18 protein-coding genes are annotated in these 21716 nt (G+C 52.6%); 3 read left to right on the top strand and 15 right to left on the bottom strand.

Going from position 1 to position 21716, the window contains the following annotated elements; genetic code table 11:
- The 6 genes from EDD53_RS00830 to EDD53_RS00805 form a co-directional block, all read right to left on the bottom strand.
- Positions 1-921: a dihydroneopterin aldolase gene (locus EDD53_RS00830; protein ID WP_123791313.1), complete on the bottom strand. Its 921-nt coding sequence runs from the start codon at positions 919-921 to the stop codon at positions 1-3.
- A gap of 184 nt (positions 922-1105) precedes the next feature.
- Complete coding sequence (locus EDD53_RS00825) at positions 1106-1786, bottom strand: cell wall hydrolase (RefSeq protein ID WP_123792342.1); 681 nt, start codon at positions 1784-1786, stop codon at positions 1106-1108.
- Between the two features lie 209 nt (positions 1787-1995).
- The gene (locus EDD53_RS00820) at positions 1996-4560 is read right to left on the bottom strand and encodes a putative PEP-binding protein (protein WP_123791312.1); all 2565 of its coding nucleotides are present in this window, start codon (positions 4558-4560) and stop codon (positions 1996-1998) included.
- A gap of 88 nt (positions 4561-4648) precedes the next feature.
- The gene (glyS, locus tag EDD53_RS00815; protein WP_123791311.1) at positions 4649-6709 is read right to left on the bottom strand and encodes a glycine--tRNA ligase subunit beta; all 2061 of its coding nucleotides are present in this window, start codon (positions 6707-6709) and stop codon (positions 4649-4651) included.
- Between the two features lie 18 nt (positions 6710-6727).
- Entirely contained in the window at positions 6728-7261 is a 534-nt protein-coding gene (locus EDD53_RS00810; RefSeq protein ID WP_123791310.1) for a DUF6446 family protein, read from the bottom strand.
- Positions 7258-8199 (bottom strand): glycine--tRNA ligase subunit alpha, encoded by a 942-nt coding sequence (locus EDD53_RS00805; RefSeq protein ID WP_123791309.1) that lies wholly within the window; start codon positions 8197-8199, stop codon positions 7258-7260. Before EDD53_RS00805 ends, EDD53_RS00810 begins: the two co-directional genes overlap by 4 nt.
- A 314-nt stretch (positions 8200-8513) precedes the next feature.
- Here EDD53_RS00805 and EDD53_RS00800 point away from each other — a divergent pair, with 314 nt between their 5' ends.
- On the top strand, positions 8514-10259 hold the full coding sequence (locus tag EDD53_RS00800; RefSeq protein WP_123791308.1) for a serine protease: 1746 nt from the start codon (positions 8514-8516) through the stop codon (positions 10257-10259).
- A gap of 88 nt (positions 10260-10347) precedes the next feature.
- Here EDD53_RS00800 and EDD53_RS00795 read toward each other — a convergent pair whose 3' ends face one another.
- From EDD53_RS00795 to EDD53_RS00775, 5 genes are all read right to left on the bottom strand, one after another.
- On the bottom strand, positions 10348-11796 hold the full coding sequence (locus EDD53_RS00795) for a TrkH family potassium uptake protein (protein WP_123791307.1): 1449 nt from the start codon (positions 11794-11796) through the stop codon (positions 10348-10350).
- A gap of 88 nt (positions 11797-11884) precedes the next feature.
- Positions 11885-13300 carry a PepSY-associated TM helix domain-containing protein gene (locus EDD53_RS00790; RefSeq protein ID WP_123791306.1) on the bottom strand — a complete coding sequence of 472 codons (1416 nt, stop codon included), beginning with the start codon at positions 13298-13300 and terminating at the stop codon, positions 11885-11887.
- Positions 13301-13390: 90 nt separating this feature from the next.
- Complete coding sequence (locus EDD53_RS00785; RefSeq protein WP_123791305.1) at positions 13391-13744, bottom strand: hypothetical protein; 354 nt, start codon at positions 13742-13744, stop codon at positions 13391-13393.
- Positions 13745-13837: 93 nt separating this feature from the next.
- Entirely contained in the window at positions 13838-14944 is a 1107-nt protein-coding gene (folE2, locus tag EDD53_RS00780; protein WP_123791304.1) for a GTP cyclohydrolase FolE2, read from the bottom strand.
- Between the two features lie 139 nt (positions 14945-15083).
- Entirely contained in the window at positions 15084-16268 is a 1185-nt protein-coding gene (locus EDD53_RS00775; RefSeq protein ID WP_123791303.1) for an aminotransferase class I/II-fold pyridoxal phosphate-dependent enzyme, read from the bottom strand.
- Positions 16269-16629: 361 nt separating this feature from the next.
- On the opposite strand from EDD53_RS00775, the gene EDD53_RS00770 reads away from it, so the two are divergent.
- Together EDD53_RS00770 and EDD53_RS00765 are read left to right on the top strand one after the other, a co-directional pair.
- Positions 16630-17340 (top strand): glutathione S-transferase N-terminal domain-containing protein, encoded by a 711-nt coding sequence (locus EDD53_RS00770; RefSeq protein ID WP_123791302.1) that lies wholly within the window; start codon positions 16630-16632, stop codon positions 17338-17340.
- 44 nt (positions 17341-17384) lie between these two features.
- On the top strand, positions 17385-18512 hold the full coding sequence (locus EDD53_RS00765) for an alpha/beta hydrolase (RefSeq protein WP_123791301.1): 1128 nt from the start codon (positions 17385-17387) through the stop codon (positions 18510-18512).
- On the opposite strand, the gene EDD53_RS00760 is transcribed toward EDD53_RS00765, so the two are convergent.
- From EDD53_RS00760 to ftsY, 4 genes are read right to left on the bottom strand one after another with little or no spacing between them, the layout of a single operon-like run.
- Positions 18509-19120: an inner membrane-spanning protein YciB gene (locus EDD53_RS00760; protein ID WP_123791300.1), complete on the bottom strand. Its 612-nt coding sequence runs from the start codon at positions 19118-19120 to the stop codon at positions 18509-18511. The genes EDD53_RS00765 and EDD53_RS00760 overlap by 4 nt on opposite strands.
- A gap of 15 nt (positions 19121-19135) precedes the next feature.
- A complete protein-coding gene (locus EDD53_RS00755) occupies positions 19136-20038 on the bottom strand; it encodes a DMT family transporter (RefSeq protein WP_123791299.1) in 903 nt (300 codons plus the stop codon).
- Between the two features lie 10 nt (positions 20039-20048).
- Positions 20049-20480, bottom strand: coding sequence for a hypothetical protein (locus tag EDD53_RS00750; protein ID WP_123791298.1), 432 nt, complete (start codon positions 20478-20480; stop codon positions 20049-20051).
- Positions 20480-21643 (bottom strand): signal recognition particle-docking protein FtsY, encoded by a 1164-nt coding sequence (gene ftsY / locus EDD53_RS00745; protein WP_123791297.1) that lies wholly within the window; start codon positions 21641-21643, stop codon positions 20480-20482. The genes EDD53_RS00750 and ftsY overlap by 1 nt, the downstream gene beginning before the upstream one ends.
- Positions 21644-21716 lie beyond the last annotated feature (73 nt).

The following is a 21716-nucleotide window of genomic DNA, read 5'->3' as shown; positions in this document are numbered from 1 at the left end:
TTACAAAGGGGTCACAGGGCCTTCGGGGTCAAGAGGCCGAACTGGAATGTTACACTCTTGTGGCAAATCTTCGCCCATCACCAAAAGCGCGGTCGCGCCCAATTCTGCCCCCAGCCAAGCGGCCATATCCAAAGCATTGCCTTTAGGTCCGTTCACCGAATCCAGTACCATTTTAGAGGGTGCCCAGACCGAAAGCTGGCCTTGCTTGATCGCCCAATCCAATTCGGTTCGTGACGCGCGCACAACACAGCGCGCATCACGCGAGGCCAAAACCCACGCGTTTTGTTCAATCGCCAAAAGATCAATACGCCGTTGGGTCACTTTGGTGTGGGATTTTGGCCAGTCGCCTTGGGGTAAGCCTACGGCCAAAATGACAGGGCGCGCCGCGTTTGAAAGCTGATCGAGCAAGGTCTTCAAAGCCGCCTCATCCAAAACGACTGGATCGATATAGGCGATGATCGGATGCAGGGCTGGCGCGTCAATCACAGTCGCAGCTGTATTCATCTGCGTATCTGACCGCACGATTTCCACCCCCAATGCGCCAGGCCCACGGTCGAGTTTTTCGATGCGTACAAACACACGAAAGGCGCGCGGCTCTGTTAGAATGCGGGTGGCGATGCGTTCTGCTAGGGTTTCGAGCAAATTCAACCGCTCGGCTGCCAATTCGATATGAATGGCTTCGGTCAAGGCGTCATAGGATAGAATGCGGTCCACATCATCATCAATCGGGCCTGTAGCGGGGGTCAATTCAACCACGATATTGAAACTCACCCGTTGCGACACACCGCGTTCAGCTTGGAACGCGCCGATTTCAACTTCGACCACATGATCGCGTAAAGACAGTCGATCTAAAGGGGCATCACCACCTGTGACACTGGCGCGCGCTTCGGGGTGTTCAAACGCAAGTTTAATATCTGACATTGGACAAGAGGTTCCTCTGTGGAGACGTAAAATAGTGGGATCTATGCGGAACACCCGCCCAAAAACCTGTTGCGCCTTGCTATCGGTTTTCGCGCTGCTGTCCAAGTGCTATGTCGGAAAAAGCAAAGCCCCACCAGATTTGGCAGGGCTTGAAAAGCACATAATCTATAAGCGTCAGCTTTCCTTAAGCGCGCGGCATGCGGTAAAAACGATGCACACCAATCGACGCTGTGCGTGGAAAAATGCGCGCCCAACGGGGATTTACGGCTGTTGTGTGATAATGTGTGGCACCTTCGGTCAAACGACGCGGCGCACCATCAAGCATCAAACGTGCAATCTTGCTCAAGCGGTTCCAAGCGGATTTTTCATGTATGACTTCTGCGCGTCCGTCACAGGTATATGTAAACTGGCATTGGTATTTCTTGCCCGTACCTTGTTGGATCACACCGCAGACAGAATTCGGAAACTTCGCAGATGAAACGCGGTTCATGATCACTTCCGCGACCGCGAATTGACCCTTAACGCTTTCACCACGCGCTTCGAAATACAAAGCCTCGGTCAAACATTCCAGCGCTTCGCCACCAGTGGCTTGAGGCAATTCGGCCAAAAAGCTTTTGGTATATTCCACTTTCAGGGGCGGGGTTGGTTTTGCCTGTGGTTTGAAATTGGCCAAAATTCTTGCAATGGCATCTGTTTCAAGCGCCTGAACTGAGGCACGCTCATGTTCCAAAATCTGTGTCACATGAGAGTCGATAAATGAAGAAACTTCAGCGTCAATCACGGGATCGGGGTGATTGGACGTACTGAGGGTCACGTCTGCCAAGGCCCCAAAAGGAAGGCTTAGCGCCCCAATCAGAGCTGTCATTGCAAAGGTTTTCAATCTCATTTTCACGTCTTTATCTTTGTTTCAAGCGCGTAAAAAATAAACTTTGCGCGCCTTTTCGAGCGCTGATTTAGACCAAAAATGAAAAAAGGTCCACCCACGGGCGTTTTGACCGCTGCCAGCGCCGCGAAAGCGGGTAGAATTCCAGCGCTTTTCTGGACTGAAGGCGCTAAAATATCAAAGCAATCAAGTCACTTACGCCGCAAGTTTGACGCCTTTTCTTCGGCGGCGACTAATTGCGCAGCGGCCAAGCGCGCAACAGGCACGCGGAAGGGCGAACAGGACACATAATCAAATCCCGCAGCCCGACAAAAGGCGATAGATTCGGGGTTGCCCCCGTGTTCGCCACAAACGGACAATGTGATATCTGGCGCGGCTTTGCGACCACGGTCTGCGCCAATGGTCAAAAGTTCGCCGACCCCATCAACATCCAGCGTATGAAAAGGGTCTTCGGGGAAGACGCCTTGCTGAATATATGAGTTCATAAACCGCCCTGCATCATCACGCGACAACCCATAGGCCATTTGTGTCAGGTCGTTGGTACCAAAAGACAGAAACGCTGCATGTTGGGCAATTTCATGAGCACGCAATGCGGCACGTGGCGTTTCAACCATCACGCCAAGGCGATAGGTGAAATCAGCCCCCTTTTCGTTGCGCACAGCTGCGGCGACGGCATCGACTTGGGTTTTCACCATTTCGACTTCTCGCATCGCAGAGACCAAGGGTATCATGACCTCGGGCACAACTGGATCACCAATTTTCGAAGCTTCAATCGTGGCTTCAAAAATAGCGCGGGCCTGCATTGCATAAATTTCAGGGAAGGTGATGCCCAAACGCACGCCCCGCATCCCAAGCATCGGGTTAAATTCTGACAACCATTCAATGCGCCGCGTCACATCCGACAAAGGCATGTCCAAAGCTTCGGCCAGTTCTTTGGCCCCTGCCCTGTCCGAGGGCAAAAATTCATGCAACGGCGGATCAAGCAGGCGAATACATACAGGTTGCCCCTGCATAATGCGGAACAATTCAATAAAATCGGACCGCTGCATTGGCAAAAGGCGCGCAATCGCTTCTTGGCGATCTGCATCGGTGGCGGCAAAAATCATTTCGCGCATCACCGTTAATCTGTCACCATCGAAAAACATATGCTCTGTGCGGCATAGACCGATGCCTTGCGCCTTAAACCCACGTGCCATCGCAGCATCAGCAGGCGTATCGGCATTGGCACGCACATCTATATCACGAATGTCATCCGCCCAATCCATCAGTTGCAAATACCAATAGTCTTTGGCAGGCGGCAGCATTTTTGTGGCGCCCAACAGCGCTTGGCCGGCAGACCCATCCAGCGTGATCGTATCACCTTCCTTCAAGACACGTCCGTCACTGGCGGTGATTGTTTTGCTACGCGTGTTTATGCTGACAGAGGCCCCGACCACGCAAGGCACCCCCATGCCGCGCGCGATCACAGCCGCATGTGATGTCACGCCCCCACGTTCGGTAAGCACGCCAACCGAAGAATGCATGCCGCGAATGTCTTCAGGGGCAGTTTCGCGGCGCACCAAGATGCAGGATTCACCGCGCGCACTGGATGCCTGAGCTGCCGCCGATGAAAACACCAAGCGCCCCACAGCGCCACCTGGACTGGCGGCAATGCCGCTGGCAATCACATCGCGCTGGGTGGAGGGATCAATTTGCGGGTGTAACAATTCGGTTAAAGAGCGCGGCGGAATGCGCAGCACAGCCTCGGATTTTGGAATGATACCGTCTTCGGCCAATTGCACGGCCGTGCGCAAGGCTGCACGCGTAGATCGGTTCACCCGCACCGCATCCAAGATCGCAAGCTTGCCGTTTTCCACAACAAATTCGATCTGCATTTCTTCGCGCAGCTTGCTGCGGCACAGAGCACTATATGTGGTCAGCTTGTCGAACACATCTGGACAATCCTGTTCCAAGGATGGCCCACGCGGGTCGCTTGTCAGGTAGAGTGCTTTTGTGTCATCGCTCAGGCGAAAACGCCCCAAAGATTGGCGCTTATAACGCCCACGGATCAACGGAGCACCTGTGTCTTCGTCGATCATCTGGATCAGCCCTGTACCACTTTCACCAGGCCCTACACCAAAAGACATGGCCTGAACGATAAGCCCCAGCCCCGCATCGGCGGGCGCGCCTTTTGCTTGGCGCAGCAATCGTGCGGTTGTCCCCAACCACGCCCGCGCCATCGAACGCAAAACCTTAAACACCTGCACCTCGACCTCTTGCGGAAAGGCCTCGTCGGTTTCGTTTTCATAGGCATCAAGCGCGGCTTTTAGCGCTTGGTCTGACGGGAGTGACTTTTCATTTTCGAACTCTTCGGGGTCCAAACGTTCGATATGAATGGCATAAGATTGCACAAATCGAAGATAGAGCGCATCGGCAACCTCGGCCCCGTGACTTTTCGTCAATTCCGCGTGGCGTTGATCATTCATGCCAATGTTGAGCATCGCACCAGGACCACCCCAATCGGGGTCTTCTGAGGAAGGGCGGACACATAAAAGCGGCCTTGGACCAAAGCTGTTCAGCATGTCTTTGACATCGACCGATTGCCCATCGGCCAGTTTTCGCACGGCATCAAATGACAGGGCGACAGTTTCTGGCACAGGCAGATCCAAGCGGATCAAACGCTGCAGACACTTGGCCCGTCCACCATGGGTATTGACCGCAATGGGGGCCACGCGCCGAATGCGGGTATATCCTAGACTGTCGTGTTTTTGCTGCACTGCGGCACTCCCTTTGAGCCCAAAGATTAAGCGCCTAAAGCGGCGAGGTGCAATCAAAACATGCACCCCGCGCTGCTTTTAGTGGGATTTACCCGTCGAGCTTGGTCAAATCTGCAACCGCAAGACAGACATCACGAATACGGCCCAGCAAATTCAAACGATTGCGGCGCACCACATCGTTGTCGGCATTGACCTGCACCGCTTCGAAAAACGCATCCACGCTGCTGCGCAATGCGGCCATTGCGGACATGGCGCTGGTGAAATCTTCATCCGCCATAGCGGGTTTGATCGCGGCCTCTGCGGTGTCGAGGGCTGTAAACAACGCCTTTTCCGCATCGTCTTCGGCGAATTTGATGTCAGGGCCAAAGGAATATTCAACGCCATCTTTTTCTTCGGCCTGCGTCAAAATGTTATTGGCGCGTTTGAAGCCTTGGATCAGGTTTTGTCCGTCTTCTGTGGCAAGTGTTTCAGACAAAGCCCGTGCACGTTTAACCAGCAAAGTGATGTCATCCGCCCCATCCATCGCGAGGCAAGCATCGATCACGTCGTGACGAATGCCTTCGTCTTTGAGGAAGACTTTCAGGCGGTCGTGGAAGAAGGAAAGAAGGTCAGTCGCATCCGCACCCTCATATCCATTGGACAATACGGCACTCAAAGACAACCGCAGATCATTGGTTAGGATTAACCGAATAACACCCAAAGCAGCACGACGCAGCGCGAACGGGTCTTTCGAGCCCGTTGGTTTCTCATCAATCGCCCAGAAGCCCGTCAATGTGTCGAGTTTATCGGCCAAAGCCACGACAACGGACACAGGATCGGTTGGCACATCGTCAGACGGGCCAAGTGGCGAATAGTGATCGCGGCAGGCGTCGGCCACAGCATCCGAAAGACCCGCTTTTTTTGCGTAGTAACGCCCCATGATCCCTTGCAATTCTGGGAATTCATAGACCATTTCAGAGGACAGATCGGCCTTGACCACTTTGGCTGCCAGCTCTGCTTCATCCGCATCGGCGCCCACAATAGGCGCGATTTCGCGGGCCAAAGCCGCAATGCGTCCAATGCGATCGGCTTGGCTGCCAAGTTTGTTGTGGAATGTGACATTGGCCAAAGGCGCGGCCATGGCTTCGAAGCCCTCACGCTCCACGGTGCGGATGTCATTATCCCAGAAAAATTTTGCATCGGCCAAGCGCGCAGAAAGCACTTTTTCGTTGCCTGCCAAAATCGTCGCGCCTTGGTCTGCGGTTTCACGGTTGGCAACCGTGACGAATTTTTCAATGCGTCCCGTTTTGGGATTGCGCACGGAAAAGAACTTTTGGTGTTCTTTCATCGAGGTCTGCAATACCTCTGGCGGCAGGTTTAAAAAGTCTGCGCCAATATTGCCCATCAACACAACGGGCCATTCGACCAGCCCTGCGACTTCGGCCAAAAGACCTTTGTCTTCAACCACTTCCAACCCTTGCGCAAAGGCTTGGTTCGTCGCATCATGCCAGATGTGATCAGCACGTTCATTGGCGTCGAGCATCACGAATGCGGATTTCAACTTGTTGCTGTAATCATCGAAATTATTCACATCAAAGGCGTCTGGCGCCATGAAACGGTGACCGCGCGTGGATTTGCCAACTTTGATGCCATCGACCTCAAGTGCAACCACTTCGGCACCATCTTCAGCGCTCAAGATGCACAAGATCGAATGCAAAGGACGCACCCATTTTAGGCTACCTGTGCCCCAACGCATTGACTTTGGCCATGGGAAATTGCGGATCGCATTTTCCAAAACCTCTGCAATAATCGGCGCAGCAGGGCGGCCTTTTTTGGTGATTTTGGCAAAGTAAACTTGGCCCTTTTTCTCATCACGGATTTCCAAATCTTCCTTGGCCACACCTGCGCCGCGCAAGAAACCTGTCAGGGCTTTTTCGGGGGCGTCAACGCGGGGGCCTTTGCGTTCTTCGACCGTGGTCGGGCTTTGGGCCAGAAGATCTTCGATGGACAACACAAGGCGGCGCGGCGTGGCAAAAGCCCCCGCAGAAGCATAGGTCAAACCCGCTTCAACAAGGCCGTCTGTGACCATTTTTTTCAAATCCTCAGCGGCACGTTTTTGCATACGCGCTGGAATTTCTTCGGAAAACAATTCAATCAAAAGATCGGGCATGGTTCTATCCTTTTCGGCTTATTCGCCAACAAATGTTGGGGCTGGCGGACAGCCTTCGGGGGCGACTTCACCGTCATAAACGGTTGCGCCACAGTCATTAATTTGGTGCCACGCATAGGCGCGACCATCTGGGTAGACGGCGACAACGCGGTCCACACCATAGGTGATATTTTCTGTGCCCATAAAGGCAATTGCAGCCCCTGCTTCTAGATCGGCCGTCAAAGTTTGCGCGTCGAAACAGTCGAACCATGAGGGCGCGGTCAAAGGGGTCGGCGCGTCGTGGATCACAAAGGTTTCAGTCAACATGGCCTGTGACAGTGGGGTCGAAAAACAGGCGCGGTATTTGATGGGCGATGTATCCGCATCAATACCTTCGAAGTTTTCGGCCAGCAAATCCTCGCGCGTGCCAGAAAGGGTTGTGGCTGAGACCTGCGCCTCAACCGCGCTGGTGTTGATTGGCTCATAATAGGCATAGGTCTGGCTATAGTATAACCCCGCGCCGAAGATGGCCGTGAATGCAACTATCCCGCCTGCCACGATGGAGCCTTTCATTGTGCAGCCTCGGCACTATATCCGCCAGCTTTGGTTTGCACGAATGCATCAGCACAGGCTTTCGACAAGGCGCGCACACGGCCAATATAGGCTTGGCGTTCGGTTACAGAAATCACGCCGCGCGCATCCAATAGGTTGAAGATATGTGAGGCCTTGATGCATTGATCATAAGCGGGATGCGCCATGATGATGCGTTTGCCAGTTTTGGGATCTTCAGCGGGCAGATCAAGTAAAGCGTGGCATTCTTTTTCGGCTTCTTCAAAATTGCGCAACAGCTTTTCTGTGTCTGCGGCATCAAAGTTGTGGCGTGCGTATTCTTCTTCGGTTTGTTTGAACACATCACCATAAGTGAGCGGTGTCGGCGCGCTTGGATCGTTAAACGGCATATCCATCACGTGGTCCGCGCCCAAGATATACATAGCCAAGCGTTCTAGACCGTAGGTCAATTCGCCAGAAACAGGCGCGCAGTCATGGCCGCCGACTTGTTGGAAATAAGTGAATTGCGACACTTCCATGCCGTCGCACCATACTTCCCAGCCAAGACCCCAAGCGCCCAATGTGGGGGATTCCCAATCATCTTCGACAAAGCGAATATCGTGCAACTTTGCGTCGATACCGATGGCTTGCAAAGACCCAAGGTACAGCTCTTGTAACTCAGGGGGGCTTGGTTTGATCAAAACTTGGTACTGGTAGTAATGTTGCAAACGATTGGGGTTTTCGCCGTAACGCCCATCGGTTGGACGACGCGAAGGCTGCACATAGGCCGCAGCCCAAGGGGTTGAGCCCAAAGATCGCAAAGTCGTCGCAGGGTGAAATGTGCCCGCGCCAACTTCCATGTCGTAAGGTTGCAAAATAGCGCAGCCTTTTGCGGCCCAATAGGCCTGAAGTCTTAGGATGATCTCCTGAAAGGAGCGGGGTTTTTCAAGTGTCTGCGACATGGATATCCCTTGTCAATCTGTGTCTGTCTGCTGTCCGTTGCGCCCCCAAGAGCGCGCATATTTTCAAAGGTGAATGCGGCTTGTAAATAGGCAAGCGCTGCAGGCGCGTCAATCGAAAGCCGGACCATATTGGGCTTCATTCCCACCATTCGCCTTGATAGTGTGATTTGGCCGTGTCAAAGGCGCGACAATCGCGCAGCTTGGGCCTAAATCCGATTAAAAACATCGGTCCAGACATTGACCTTGGTGCTTTGGTGCTTTCTTGTTCAACACAAAGAAAAGAGTGAAACACTCAATCAGGACCAAGGCTTTTTATGACACGTTACTTTGTTGCCCTCCAACTGGGACTTGCCGCCTCACTTTACTCTGGTACGGCATTGGCTGATGCATGGGTTCAAATCGAAGCTCAACCCACATTAACCGCAGCAACCCAATCTGCACGCGTCTACGCAAATACGCTGACCAATGTGGCAGGATTCAAATTGGCAGGCCGTTGGCATGCGATTGTTTTGGGACCATATGCAACGGATCAAGATGCAGATTTGGCGCGCCGAAATTTGCGCGCCCAAGGGTTGATCCCGCGCGACAGCTATATTTCAGATGGCGCAAATTTTCGCCAACAGTTCTGGCCTGTGGGCGGCTTGGCGACACTTGCACCCGTCGAAACGCCGCAAGCCAATGTTGAGGCTCCCAGCCAACAAGCCGTTGAAGCGACCCCAATAGAGCAACCTGCCGAACCTTTGCCAGCCGAAGAAACGCCTGCTGAAGCGCGCAGATCAGAAGCAACCCTGACCCGCGCCGAACGCGAAGAATTGCAAATCGCATTGCGTTTTGCTGGCTTTTACAAATCCACCATTGATGGATCTTTCGGGCGTGGCACACGCGGTTCAATGGCCGCTTGGCAGGCCGACAAAGGCTATGAAGCGACTGGCATTTTGACCACCAAACAGCGCAACGAAGTGGTCGGGACTTACCGCGACTTTGTGGCCAGCCTTGGATTAACCTCAGTCGATGATGATGTTGCAGGGCTGACAATCGACTTGCCGCTTGGCTTGGTCGAATTCGATTCATATGTACCGCCTTTTGCCAAATACAAAGCCAAAGACGACAGCGGTGTCGAAGTGCTGTTGATTTCGCAATCAGGGGATGAGGCGACCTTGGGCGGTTTGTACGAAATCATGCAAACCCTTGAAATTGTTCCCCTAGAAGGGCCGCGCAGCCGCGATTCAAACAGCTTTACCCTAACGGGTCGCGATGCCGATATGACTTCGACCACGGAAGCGCGCCTGCAAAATGGGGCGATCAAAGGCTTTACTTTAATTTGGCCCAATGGCGATTTTCAGCGCCGCGACATGGCCTTGGCTGCGATGCGCAAATGGTCCGCCACCGAGGCTGTTTTGCCTGATGCTTACGGCGATGGCGCAGCGCAAGATATTGATTTGTTGGCTGGGCTAGATATCCGTCGTGCCGATATCACAGGGTCTGGGTTTTATGTGGACGCCGCTGGATCTGTTTTGACCGCAAGTTCTGTCGTCGATCAATGCACGCAAATTTTGTTGGATGACACATATCCCGCAACCGTGACCGCCACGCAAGAAGGCATGGCCTTGCTGACACCAAACGGAAACTTATCCCCCTTGGCGCAGGCCAATTTCGATCTGCGTTTGCCAAGGTTACAATCGGAAATCATGGTTTCGGGTTACCCCTATGAAGGCCGCTTAGGCGCTGCGTCATTGAGCTATGGAATGATGGCCGAACATAAGGGGCTGAATGGCGAAGAGGGGATCTTGCGCCTGTCCGTCGCGACACAGGCTGGCGATTTTGGAGGGCCTGTTTTGGCAAGCTCTGGTGGCGTGATCGGCATGTTGACTCCTGCACCAAATACAGACCGCGCCCTGCCTGAAGATACAGGGTTCGCCTATGACATCGAAATGATCAGCGGATTTTTATCGAGCAATGGCATCACAGTCTCAGCAGCCGATTCAGACCGTGACCTATCAGATTTGGAATTGGTCACCTACGGGCGCGACGTCACCACTTTGGTGAGTTGCTGGAACTAAGACATCACACAACTGAAAAGCCCCGCTGAATGTATCATGCGGGGCTTTTTTACATCTTGTTGACGGTGAGGCCAATCGCGCCCCTGCCCTATCCGCGCCAGAACCGAATGGTAAACAGCGCATACACCGACATGACTTCAAGCCGCCCCACGAGCATTGCGATGGCGAGAATCCATTTTGCAGGTTCGTTTATGGTCGCATAATTTCCCGCAGGCCCAATAATTTCCCCAAGGCCTGGCCCAATACAGGCCAAAGTCGCAACCGCGCCCGATATAGCAGTGACAAAATCAAGTCCCGTTGCAGCCAAAAGCACGGCTGTGACCCCTAAAGTAACGATAAACATGCTGAAAAATGCCATGACCGATGACAGGACATCTTCTGAAACTGCACGCCCTTGATAGCGCGGCACAAAAATACCGTGTGGCGAGTGGATATTTCGAATTTGCGCTCTTACAGATGCAATCAGCAATTGATAGCGGAAAATCTTGATCGAACAGGCGGTCGACCCCGCACAGCCTCCAATCAACCCAATGAAAAAGAAGGCCACCGCAGGGAAAGCGCCCCAGAGCTGATAGTCGACAGACGCATAACCCGTGCCTGAAATGATCGATGTGACATTGAACAAACCTTCACGCAGCGAATGTTCAAGGTGATCATCGTTCACGACCATACGGTAGATGGAAAACAAGATTACAAAGGTGAAAATCACCGCCAGATAGGCATGGATTTGCGTGTCCCGCCACAGTGGTTTTGCCGTCCCTTGTAGCAATTGCACGTAGCGCACAAAGGGCAATGAGGCAAGAATCATATAGACGGCAGCGACATATTCCGCTGGCCCCTGATACACACCAAAAGACGCGTCATGGGTGGAAAAACCGCCTGTAGAGATGGTCGTCAAGGCATGGTTCAGCGCATCAAAAGCAGGCATGCCCACCAGAATGTAACTCAGGTAGCACATCAAGGTCAGCACCACATAGATGCTGGAAATCCTGTTGGCGATCTGTGCGGCACGCGGCAAAACCTTGCCATCGGTGTCAAAGGCTTCAGACCGAAAAACCTGCATGCCGCCCACGCGCAGTTCGGGCAAAAACACCATGGCGACAACAATGATCCCGACGCCGCCAAACCATTGCAGCATAGACCGCCACAGCAAAATACCCGGCGGCAAATCATCAAGGCCAATAAAGACCGTGGCCCCTGTGGTTGTGACCCCAGACATGGCTTCAAAAAATGCATCGGTCAAAGAGGCTTCGGTCGCGCCCAGCATGAATGGCAAACCGCCAAACAGCGGCAAAGCGATCCAAATCACTGTCGTTAAAAGAAAAATCTGTTGAATAGACAAGCGGTCTGACACGCCATTGGAACAGGCCAAAGCAATTGCCCCGCCTGCAACAAAGGTAATGACCCCTGCTTCAAAGAACACTTCCCATTCGCCGTTATCCGCAAACAAACCAACGCCCATCGGGATGAGCATGGTCAAACCCAATGCGGCCACGAGAAAGCCGATTACATATCCGACAGGTCTTAAATCATCCATTTTGACAGGCTTGGCCTTGTGCAAGTTACAAGTCAAGACGTGACGTGCAGCAAGGGCCAAACGTGATCATTTGGCCCTCGTTTTGAAGTTAAATTGTTGCGCGTTTGCGCCGTACCAAAGGCGATATCACGCAAAAATCGATAGCCAGAGCAAAAATCATCGCAAGCCCAGCCATGGGAAAGGCTGCCCCAAGCACCAAGGCCAAAACCACAGCCCCCTTCCACAGCGGCATATCGCGGGGCGCGGGCGGAGGCACCAATCCCTTTTGACCAGCAGGGCGACGTTTAAGCCACATGACAACGCCTGAAATGCACAGAAACACGATCGACAGGCAAAACACCGAATTCAGCAAAATAATCGGCAACCCCACAGTGCCCATGTGAAAGGCGATCCCAACCGCCATGGCTTTGCCCATCCAGCCATAGTCGGCGAATTTTACATCAGCCAATATTTTACCACTGTATTGATCGATATGCACAGTACGATCCGACATGGGGTTGACGCTATCCGTGTTCATGGAATCGCGGCTCATTGTCCAAACGCCTGTGTCCCCCTTGGGCAGGTTCAACTGGTAACGCGCCTCAAATCCGATTGCGCGCGCAAGGGCATCTATACTGTCCAATGTGACAGGCACACCTGCCGCAATCCCGTCTTTGCCCGCCAAAGATCCAGAGGCAGGCATGGGGGTTTGCTCGAGCACCCAAGGCACTTCTTTTGGCCCTTCATTCATAGATGCATGGGTCACATCCGATAGTGGTGCTCCCCATTTTTGGGCTGGAAAGCTTGACCAAGCTTGGACCATTTTTTCGCCCCACACACCCGCCCAAGATAGGCCAGAGATTAGAAAGATCACCAGCATTGCGGCTGACCAAAACCCAACAACGCTATGCAGGCTTTTCCAAAGGCTACGCCCCCCTGCCGCTAGATTTGGGCGCAGTGCAGATTTTGACGGTCCCGCCCCCGCGCGCGGCCACCACATGAACAGGCCTGTCGCGATTAAGATCATCCCCAAAGAGGCAGCAATTTCGATCATACGGTCGCCCGTGACCCCAAGCAAAAGCGATCCATGAATATTATCAAGCAGATCATAAAGCCCAGACCTGCGCGGAAAACTGTCCAGCACCTTGGCGGTGTAAGGGTCCAAAACCACCATCATCGCTTCGCCATCACGGTCTATGCGAAAGATTGCCGCCAGATCATCGGCACGCGGGGCAACATACTGGACCAAATTGCCGCTTGGGATGGCCTCAAGCGCCGCTTGAGCTTGGATAGAGACTGCCAAAGGTGCCTCTTGCGGGGTAACCTGTGTACGTTCACCATCGCGCCCATCGATAAAGGCGATCCACATCATAAGCATCCCAGTGGTCGCAAGCATGATGAAAAAGGGAATGACATATAGCCCTGCATAAAAATGCCAACGCCATGCGGCGCGGTAAAACTTGGCAAAATGCAGGTTGGGGGTTTGCCTGTCTGTTGACGGCGTGACTTGATCAGTCGTGACCATTGGGTCTCTCCGAATTGCCATGATAGAGCGCCCGCCAAGGGCTGCTGTTTACATGGGAGGTTTGAATTTGAAATTTAAAGTGAGATCAAATCAAACCACGGGCGGAGCGCGTGAAAACGGATTGGTAAAGGCAGCACCAGGCCCCGCGACTTCGTGGGGGCGTGGATAATTCGCCAATTCAACAAAGCTGGGATAAGGCGCACCAAAATTAGACAGATCGGCGCCTGCGATCACATGGCTCAAGGCACAAGGATCTGTTTCCATATCGACTTCAACAGGGTTGCCATCTGCATCGAGCGTGATTTTCTGCAAGCCCTCGCCTGTACAGATCACAATAACCTGTCCGCTGATCACGCCCAGTTCCGCCAAGAGAACCGTGGATTTAGGCACAATCAGACCACAGGCCACGCCCAAAAACAGCAGTATGTGAAGAAAACGTTTCATCGCGGGCTGTCCTATACCGCTAAGGGGGCAAAGGAAAGCCGCGAAATCACAGGGTGCATCGGGCGCGACAGTCAGCCGCGCCCAAAGCCGTACTTAGCCCACGTGGATCAAGGTGCTAAAGAGTTTTGGATCCAGACTATTGGCTGCGAATGTATCGCCTTCGGTCAAAATTGAAACAGCATCATGGGAATGCAGGCTTTCTTGATGCGATGCAATCACACGGAAATCGCCGATCCTGCCATCGCTTTGCATGGCTTGGCAGAACAATCGCGCGGCATCTTCGACAAAAATCGGATTGGCTGCGTTTAATTCTGCAAAGGCTTGTTCGTCTTCACGCTTTACCATGACTTGGGTTTCTGTACTGACCGCTTGGCGACACAGATCAATCAGGTCTTCGAACCACAGAATATTTTGGTCAGGCAGGATTTCGATAGAAATGCGCGCCACCGAGCGTTGCGAATGCGGCGTGGCCAATTGCTGACGTGTGGCGCGCGCATGTTCGGACAGTTCCAACGAGCAAGGACAGGTTGAGCTGTACACATAATCCAGATGCATGATTTTGCTGCGAACACCGCCCTGCTCGACCAGTTCCAACGCGATATCGTAATATTGATAGCCTTCCAAACCAGAGCGCAATGAGGGCACTTTCATCGGGAAGGAAAAGCGCATTTGAATGCGCGCATCAAAGCTTTCTAGATCAGTAATATAGTCGTCAAGAGCGGCTTCAATCACATCAAACGAAAAGGTCCGTTCGGCATGTTTGTAATAAGACCGCATGATGCGGGACATGTTGATGCCTTTTTTCTCTGCCTCGAGCGACACAGTGCCCGTCACAGAGGTTTCCAGCGTCAAATCGCCATTATCACGGGTGTGAAACCGAATGGGTAGACGAAAATTGGAAATCCCAACATGTTGAATGTGTTGTTTCGCGCCTTTTATCAGGCTTTCAGGACCATTTTGCAGATCAGGCAGCGTATCGCGGTAAGCTTGATCCACTGCGAAATCTTCGGGATAGGCACGGCGCAGAGCAGGATAATTGGCTAAGTCTTGCGATTGAGGCAACAAACGCGCGATCGCTGGATCAAGTTCAGCCACTTCAGTTGGTGTCGCATGCGTCGCCCAAGTCCGTAACAAATCTAGGGCTGCGCGCACCTCTGAGTGATCATCATCTTTGTTCATATTGGTCTCGCGAATGTTCATTGGCAATTTCCTTCGCCGGCAAACTCAATATAGGCCTTCTGCCCATATTTATAAAGGTTACGCGGAACAAACAGGATTGGACCTAAAATTTTATTAAGAATTTTTTGGCGCGCCCAATTTCTTGAGCGCGCAAAGTCGTTTAAGCCTGTTCCAAAGCCGCCTTGAGATCGGCGATCAAATCGGATGGGTCTTCTAAGCCTGCCGAAATGCGCACCAAGCCCTCTGTGATCCCCAAAACGTCTTTTTGCTCTTGTGGCAAACGCGCATGAGTGGTGGTGGCTGGGTGTGTTGCGATGGATTTTGCATCGGCGAAATTGTTGGAAATCGTAAAAATATCCAAGGCATTCAGAAACTTGAAACAAGCGTCCTTGCCGCCTTTCACATCAATTGCCAAAACAGTGCCAGCGCTTTCGCATTGGGATTTCGCCAATTCATATTGCGGATGCGCCTCATGCGTTGGAAAACGCACAGCATTCAATTTGGCATGCCCGTTCAAAGCCTCAGCGATGGCCAAAGCTGTGCTGGATTGCTGGCGTACGCGCAGATCGAGAGTTTCCAAAGATTTGAGTTGGACCCATGCATGAAACGGGCTCATCGCGCCGCCTGTGTGCTTCATATAGGCTTCGACTTGGCCGCGAATAACCTCTTTGCTACCTGCGATAATCCCGCCCAAAACGCGGCCCTGACCATCCACATGTTTGGTGGTTGAAACAACGGTCAGATCAGCACCGCATCTTTGTGCATATGAAAAGATCGGCGTCGCCATGGCATCATCTGCTACAACAATCGCGCCTTTGGCATGGGCGATATCACAGACCTGTTTCAGGTCGATCACTTCCAAAGTCGGGTTGGAAATACTTTCCAAAAACACCAAGGCCGTGTCGTCGCGAATGGCTGTTTTCCATGCGTCCAAATCGGTGCCATCAACCAAAGTGAGTTCAACACCGAAGCGCACCAAAATGTCTTCTAGGATATACAAGCAAGATCCAAACAAGGCCCGCGAAGACACCACATGATCGCCTGCTTTGAGCAACGACATCAAAGCGCCATTGACGGCCGCCATACCTGATGCACAGGCAAAGGCATCTTCATAGCCTAAGATCGAGGCCATGCGATCTTCAAACATGCGCGTCGTGGGGTTGCCGTAGCGTGCATAGATGAATTCATCGGACCCGAGTTCAATGAAACGCTGTTCTGCGGCCTCAGCACTGTCATAGACAAAACCTTGGGTCAAAAACAGGGCTTCCGATACTTCGCCATATTGCGAACGGCGCGCACCCTCATGCACCAATTTCGTGCGCATTTTCCAGTTTGAATTGCCCATATCTGGCTCCTATAGCTCAATAAAAAACCCCCGTGTGATCCACTGAGGTACCAGTGTGATCAAGAGCGGGGGCGCGCATTGCGTCTCGTCCTGACCTCTTTAGCGGTATGAAAAATGTAGTCAAAGACCTACATCGACGCGGCCCGCAATCCGGTGAACAAATCACCGCGTCTTTGGGCAATGTGGTATCGGCGCCTGCGGTCCCTGTCAATATACTGGGCGGAAAACGAGGGTGCTTACTATGCCGCATGCTGCACTTGGTTCTTGCCAATGGATTGGGCGGCGTATTGGGCGGCGGTTGGATCAGCCCTTGCCATTTCTTTGAAAGACGACATTCTGGATCTAAACAAAGGGGAATACCATGTCGCAACCCATCGATCTGTATTACTGGCCCACGCCAAACGGCTGGAAAATCTCAATCGCACTCGAAGAATGTGGGTTGGCCTATAAGACCCATTACATAGATATCGGTGCGGGGGATCAGTTTAAGCCTGCGTTTTTAGACATAGCCCCAAACAATCGAATGCCTGCCATTATTGACCCAGCGGGGCCTGATGGCGCGCCTATTTCCATTTTTGAAAGTGGTGCGATTTTACAGTATCTCGCGCGCAAAACAGGCCTGTTTTGTGGACCGACTCAAAGGGATAGAATTGCCGTTGATCAATGGTTGATGTGGCAGATGGGGGGGCTTGGGCCCATGGCGGGGCAAGCGCATCATTTCTTGAAATACGCGCCTTTGATGGACCCGCCGCAGATTTTGCCCTATGCGCAAGATCGCTACAGATCTGAAACGGCGCGACTTTATGGGGTTTTGGACCGCCAACTGGCCAAAACAGAATATGTCGCGGGCGATTTTTACTCTATCGCAGATATGTCGATTTGGGGCTGGGCCAGCCTATGGGAAGGTCAGCAACAAACGCTCGACGACAAGCCGCATATGAAACGATGGCTTGAAACAGTCGGTGCGCGCCCCGCTGTTCAGCGTGGTCGCGCTTTGGGAGCAGACAGACGCAAAGATGACGCTGCGAAAGATAAAGAGGTTCAAAAGAATATGTTTGGCCAAAAACCTTAAGCTTGCGCTATAGGGTTAAGGCGACAGCATAGGCTTTAAAACATATGACACATTTATCGCGGCGCTCGGTGACCTTGGGGCTTTTAGCAACGGGAACAGCAGGTCTTTCGGCCTGTGCCCCGCAGCCCAAACTTTTATCTGCGCCCTTTTCTGGCACACCCGTAACGCGCAAAGTCATGGCCGTGACCAATCGCACTGTGTCACCCGATACATTGCAGCAGTTCCAAGATGGCCGCGCCAGCGAATTGTCTTATCTCAGCTACGATATTTCGATCCCAAGCAATCGCACACTCGGGTCATTCTCCTTTCCCAAACGCAGCTTAGATCCCGAGCGCGAATTCTATGTGGCGCGCACTGACAAATTCGAAGGCCCACAGCCATTTATTTCACATCTCAACAGTGAATTGCGCGGGTCTACCGATCCAGATGGGAATCTTTTGGTCTTTGTGCATGGGTATAATGTGTCTTATGCGGCTTCAGTCTTTCGTGCCGCACAAATTGCCACAGATTTTGAATTGGACATGCCTGTTGTTTTGTTCGGCTGGCCTTCCTCTGCGCGGATTTCAGGCTATGCCTATGATCGTGATAGCGTGCTGTTTGCTCGTGCTGATCTGGCCAATACGCTCGCCACATTGGCGCGCAGTCAAGCGCGAAAAATCACCATATTAGCCCACTCCATGGGCGGTTTTTTGGCGATGGAAGCATTAAAACGCCTGACATTGGAACAAGACACCAGAACCCTATCGCGCATAGATGGCGTGGTTTTGGCGCAACCCGATATCGACACAGATGTGTTTCGCGCGCAAATGGCAGATGTCGATCTTGATCGGCAGTTTGTCGCAGTCATGGCCTCTGGGCGCGACCGAGCCTTGAAGCTGTCTACAGTTTTGACAGGCGGTCACCCAAGGGTTGGCACCACTGAAAACATCGAAGACATCAGGCGCGCAGGTGCCGCCGTGATTGACGTCAGTGATGTGTCATCGCGTGATTTCCTCAACCATGACACTTACGCCTCGTCCCCTGCTTTGATCAAAATGGTGCGCTCCGGCGCCTTGATGAACCGTGTGATTGAAGGCGAACCCGGTCAGGATTTGCTGATCTTGGGCGCAAACCTGACTGGGAAAGCGGCTTTGGCCATCGCCCATCTCCCCTATACGGTCACAGGAAATTAAGAGGGATCCCTGTCTTTTTCCGCGATCGCATGGCGCTGTAGCAAGCCTGATTGGGTCATGAAAAATCCGAACATCACAATCGGCAGACCGAAGGTTTTAAATTTGACCCAAGTGTCTGTCGTCATATTGCGCCAAATCAATTCGTTGGCACAGGCCAGCGCGACAAACAGCAACGTGATGCGCAGGGTCAACGTCATCCAGCCTGCGTGATCCATCGGCAGAAACTCTCCCATCACCACACGCAGATAACTTTTGCCGCGCAACAGGCCAAACCCCAAGATCACCGCGAAAAGCGCATAGATCATCGTGGGTTTCATTTTAAAGAACCGTTCGTCATTCAAGAAAATCGTCAATCCGCCAAAAACAACGACCAAAATAAGCGTCATGATTTGCATCGCGGACAGTTTTCCCGTCAGGCGCCAAAGGATAAGGGTGGACAGGGCCAAAAGCGGCACGAACAAAGCTGTCATGGCGACAAAGCCAGTATAGGTTTCGCCGAACACAATAAATTCGCGTTCTTTCAACAAAACGAAGCCGATGAAAAATGCCAAAACAGGCCCCATTTCAAGCGCCGTTTTCACCCAAGGTTTTACGTTTTTCTCTGACATCAAAGACTCCTGAAACTATCCACCCATTTCCACTATCACAGCCCCCAAGGCGATCAAAGCCATCAGCATCAATCGCCGTGGGCCGACCTTTTCCTTTAGCACCAACCAGCCGATCAAGGCGGCAAAGACGGTCGAGGTTTCGCGGAGCACAGCCGCTTCACCGACATTGTCCAAACGTGTCGCCAACATAATGAAACCAAAGGAAAAATAGGCAATCATACCGCCCAAAAATCCGCGTTTCATTAAGGGCATCAGGGATGGCTTTATATCCATTCGACGGTAGCGCACTGCGGCCACCACAGGCATCACAAAGCCGTCAAGAAAGAAGAACCAAGCCAAAAACGTAAAGGGATCGGCGGTCGCACGAATGCCATAGGCATCATAGGTCGTGTATAGCGCGACAAAGCCGCCTGTTAAAACAGCCAAAAGCAAAGCTGGCACCATTGTCTCGCGACCGATTGTAATGGTGCGCAAATTGTAGATCGCCAAACCAAAAATACCCGACACAAGAACAAACACACCAAACCACTGCATAGGTAAGAAATGTTCACCGAAAACAATCCCTGCCCCGATCACCGTAAACAAGGGCCCCGTGCCGCGCACGACAGGATAAACCACAGTGTAGGCGCCTTTGGTATACGTATAGGCTTGGGCAATTTTATAGGCGGTGTGAATGACAAACATGCCCGCAAATATCAGCCACATATGCGGTTCTGGCCATGGGACGATGAACAAAGCGAAAGGGGCTGCGATGATACCGTAGAAAAAATCCATCGCGCCGCGTGATAACCAAGGATCGTGACGCCCTTTTTGCAATGCGCCAAAAAACGCATGTAAAATGGCAGCCGTAACAGCAAGGATCAACGCCAGTTGATGCCCCAGTTCGGTACCCTCAAGTGAGGTGATCCAAGCTGTCATACAGGGCGTATCAAGCCGCCAAGCGCTTTGCGCGCAGTGGAAGCCCTTCCATTTCGACCAAAGGATTGGTGATCAGGCGTCCATCTGCCCCTTCGATAAAGGGGATACTGTCATCAAGGTAGCTGTCTTTGATCAGCTGTTCCTCGAGTGCCGTGATAATGAAATCTGTGCGATATTCAGGCAAAAGCCCCACGCCAAAGACGCGCAATTGGATATCTTCGCGTTCAGGATCAAGCACAAGCATAGCTGTGCCCACAACGCGCGGACCATCCAAAACCACCATTTCCGAATAAAGTTGGCGATCTTCGGGCCATTCTTCTTCGGTTTGAGACGGGCAAAGCGCATGATCAAAGAACAGATCCTGCATGGCTTCACGGCGGGCGACACCATCGCCTTCGGTCACCCAATTGTCGGGGCCAACGGCTTTACGAATTTCGAGCATTAGTCCTCCAGGCCCATCAGGGCTGTGGCAAAGTCTTTGGGGTCAAAGGGCGCCAGATCATCAATCTGTTCCCCAACACCGATCGCATGGATCGGCAGACCATATTTATCAGCGAGGCTCACCAAAACACCACCGCGTGCAGTGCCATCAAGCTTGGTCATCACCAAGCCAGACACATCGGCAAGCTTTTGAAAAGCGTCCACTTGGTTCAGCGCATTTTGCCCGGTCGTGGCATCAAGCACCAGCAAAGTGTTGTGGGGCGCGGATGGATCTTTCTTTTGGATCACGCGCACGATCTTGGTCAATTCTTCCATCAGGTCAGCGCGGTTTTGCAGTCGACCCGCTGTGTCAATCATCAGCAGATCAGCGCCGCTTTCTTGGGCTTTTGTCATAGCATCAAAGGCCAAGGACGCCGGATCAGATCCTTCGGGCGCGGTTAAAACAGGTACGCCTGCGCGATCCCCCCAAACCTGCAATTGTTCCACAGCCGCCGCGCGAAATGTATCGCCCGCCGCGATCACAACCGATTTGCCAGCGGCGCGAAATTGCGATGCAAGTTTACCGATTGTTGTGGTTTTCCCCGACCCATTGACACCGACGACCAAAATCACCTGTGGCGTCTTTTGGTAGAGCGGCATCGGGGTGGCAACAGGTTCCATGATACGCGCGATTTCTGCGGCCATAAGCTGTTTGATTTCCACAGAGGACAGCTTTTGACCAAACCGTCCTTCGGCCATAGCGGCAGTCACACGCAACGAAGTTTCAACGCCCATATCCGTGCTGATCAACAGTTCTTCAAGTTGCTCTAGCATCTCGTCGTCAAGCACGCGGCGCGGGCCTGCTGTGCTGGCTTTGCGCCCTAAAACACGCCCCAACAGACTTGGCTTTTCGGCTGCCTCACCTTCAACAGGCGGGGTCGCGATTGTGGGCGTTTTCTCTGCGTCTGGTTTGGCCTCTTTGGGCGGCTCAACTGGGTTTGTTGCTGGTGAAACGGACGGTTTTTCAGCGATATCAACTGTGGGCGTAGCCTGTTCAGCTGTCGCATCCACAGAAGGTTCCCCCCCCAAGTCTTCACTTTTCTCTGAGACAATTGCATCCAACCCCTCGTCCAGTTTGGACGAGGTTTTAAGCAATCTGTTTTTTAACTTACCAAAGAGCGACATAAAGACCCACCATATTGTAGATTGCGCAGACTTAATGCCGAATCCCCTTAGATGGAAGGGCCAGCGCACCAAG

This window comes from Pacificibacter maritimus (assembly GCF_003814915.1).
Lineage (GTDB): Bacteria > Pseudomonadota > Alphaproteobacteria > Rhodobacterales > Rhodobacteraceae > Celeribacter > Celeribacter maritimus.
This window is presented reverse-complemented; position numbering and strand designations above follow the sequence as displayed.